This is a genomic window from Pseudomonas sp., assembly GCF_035277045.1.
Classification (GTDB): domain Bacteria; phylum Pseudomonadota; class Gammaproteobacteria; order Pseudomonadales; family Pseudomonadaceae; genus Aquipseudomonas.
Genome location: NZ_DATELE010000027.1, coordinates 1 through 2,349, shown reverse-complemented (window position 1 = coordinate 2,349; position 2,349 = coordinate 1). Strand labels below are relative to the sequence as shown.

At 63.6% G+C, this 2,349-nt stretch carries 3 protein-coding genes; 2 read left to right on the top strand and 1 reads right to left on the bottom strand.

Annotated features, from left to right (window positions below; genetic code table 11):
- A partial coding sequence (locus tag VJS90_RS01280) for a quinone oxidoreductase (RefSeq protein WP_324118272.1) occupies positions 1–963 on the top strand: 963 nt, incomplete at its 5' end.
- Between the two features lie 58 nt (positions 964–1,021).
- Positions 1,022–1,957: a LysR family transcriptional regulator gene (locus VJS90_RS01275; protein WP_324118270.1), complete on the top strand. Its 936-nt coding sequence runs from the start codon at positions 1,022–1,024 to the stop codon at positions 1,955–1,957.
- A 43-nt stretch (positions 1,958–2,000) separates the two neighbouring features.
- Here VJS90_RS01275 and VJS90_RS01270 read toward each other — a convergent pair whose 3' ends face one another.
- Positions 2,001–2,330, bottom strand: a complete 330-nt coding sequence (locus VJS90_RS01270; RefSeq protein WP_324118268.1) for a hypothetical protein — start codon at positions 2,328–2,330, stop codon at positions 2,001–2,003.
- Between the last annotated feature and the right edge of the window lie 19 nt (positions 2,331–2,349).

Sequence of the window (2,349 nt, the reverse complement as noted above, 5' to 3'; positions counted from 1 at the left end):
ATCGTGCTCCACCAGACCGGCACCCCCGACGTCATGCAACCTGAAAGCATCTCCCTCCAGTCTCCCGGCGAGGGTGAGGTGTGGCTTGAACAGACCGCAATCGGCGTCAATCCTCTGGATGTCCTGCAGCGCAAAGGCGGCGCGCCCTTGGCGCTGCCCTCCGGCCTTGGCCTGGAAGGGGCAGGGCGGGTCATGGCGATTGGCGCCGGGGTCCGCAATGTCGCGGTCGGCGATCGGGTGGCCTACGCGACCGGACCGCTGGGCGCCTACGCCAGTGCCCGGCTGTACCCGGCCGAGCGGCTGGTCAAGCTGCCGCCTTCGCTGAGCGAAGCACACGCCGCCGCGGTGATGTTCAAGGGGATTACCGCCCAATACCTGCTGAAAACAACCTACCCGGTCGGCCCTGGAACCCGTGTGCTCATCTATGGCGCCGCTGGCGGGCTGGGGCAGTTGATGGTGCCATGGGCCAGGCATCTTGGCGCGACGGTCATCGGCGTAGTCTCCAAGGAGCAGAGCGTGGCGCGGGCGTACGAAGCCGGGTGCGAGCATGTGCTGGTTTTCGATGCCCAGACCCTGGCGGCCCAGGTCAGCGACCTGACCCAAGGGCGCAAGGTCGACGTGGTCTATGACGCTGTAGGCAAGGATTCCCTGGAAGCTTCGCTGGACAGCTTGCGACCGAGAGGTGTGCTGGTCTCGTTTGGCGCGACTTCCGGGGCGCCCGCGCCGATCGAGGTGGGCACGCTCAACGCCAAGGGCTCGCTGTTCGTGACCAGGCCATCGCTGGCCGCGCATACCCGCACTGCCGAGGAATATCAAGAACGCGCAGCGGATGTGCTAGAGGCCGTTGGCGCAGGTATCATCCAGCCGCGGATCTGGCGAACCTACCCGCTGGCCGAGGCGGCCCGGGCCCATCAAGATCTGCAGCAAGGGCTGTCGCAGGGCGCGTTGATCCTGACTGTTTGAAGGGGATCGCGGGCATCGCCCCGCGCCAGCACGCCTCTTGGACCAGGAGCAGATCGCCATGGACCCCTACGACAGTCGGCAGGCTGACGAACTTGCCACTCTGTTGGCACTTCACGACCACGGCTCTTTCGCGGCCGCTGGGCGCTCGCTTCAGCGCCATCCTTCCGTGCTCTCACGACGGCTCGGCGGGCTGGAGCAGCGCCTGGGGATTCGTCTGGTGGAGCGAACGACCCGCCAGCTTCGCTTCACCGATGAAGGCGAACGGCTGGTCGAGCGGTTGCGCCTCGCGGCCCGGCTGATCACCGAGGCTCAACAGGAGGCGTCCTTGGGTGCGGCCGAGGTGCGCGGACGGTTGCGCCTGGCATTACCGGGGGCGATGGGGCGGCGATGGCTCAGTGGTCTGCTGGCGGATTTCGCGCTGGCCTACCCGCACGTCACGCTAGAAGCGGAGTATGCCGACCGGTTCGTGGATATCGTTGGTGAGGGTTTCGATGCCGCTATTCGCATCGGCGAACTGGCTGACAATCGGCTGGTGGCGAAAAAGCTTGGCAACCATCTGCGCATCCTCTGCGCGTCTCCTGGCTATCTGGGAACGCACGGCGAGCCGCAGGTGCCGGCGGATTTGGCTAAGCATAACTGTTTGTTATTCAGTGGCTTACGATCACTTCCTGAATGGCGTCTTACGTGCGGAAGCGGACAGCAGTCCGTTCGAGTACGCGGTTCGCTGACCAGCAACGACAACGAAGCATTGCTGGAAGCGGCGTGCCGGGGTGCAGGAATAATCGCGGGTGGCGACTGGCTGATGGGTGACGAGCTGGAGGCCGGAAGACTCGTGCGCGTGCTGCCGGCATGGCAGCTCGACGTGGCCGCGGGGATCTACCTGGTCCGCCCGTCAGCGCGCCTGAATACAGCAGCGCTGACGGCGTTCAGGCGCTGGGTCGAAGCGCATTTCCAGGATGGCCTGCCTTGGCAGCAGCGGAAGGATCTTATCTAGAAACGATCTGATATTAGGATCGTAACCAATTGATAAATATGAATTATTTTCTTGCCACCGCGTGTTGAATGCATTGCTCTTGGTACGTCTGCCGGATGGCTGCGGGCTTCAGTCTTGAGCGGCTGTTGTAGGTCTGCTCGGTGATGCCCAGCGCCGTCATGCGCATCCATGGCTTGGGGAACTTGCGCGCCTGTAGCCGCTTGCGCGCAGCGTACAAGGTAACGCCCGTCAACTTCGACTGCTGCGCTGTAGCTGCAATCTCCGAACCCCAACTACACGCGTAGCGATCGTTCTTGCTCAACGCCTTGGCCTGCACGCCGATAGCGACCGAGGCCAGTATGCAACCGGCCGTCGTAACTAGAATTGCCCGCATGTTGCTGTCCTAAGCTTAT

Bases quoted from the DNA above. Each gene is read 5' to 3' on its own strand.
- VJS90_RS01275 (WP_324118270.1), top strand. From the start codon at position 1,022: ATGGACCCCTACGACAGTCGGCAGGCTGACGAACTTGCCACTCTGTTG.
- VJS90_RS01270 (WP_324118268.1), bottom strand. From the start codon at position 2,330: ATGCGGGCAATTCTAGTTACGACGGCCGGTTGCATACTGGCCTCGGTC.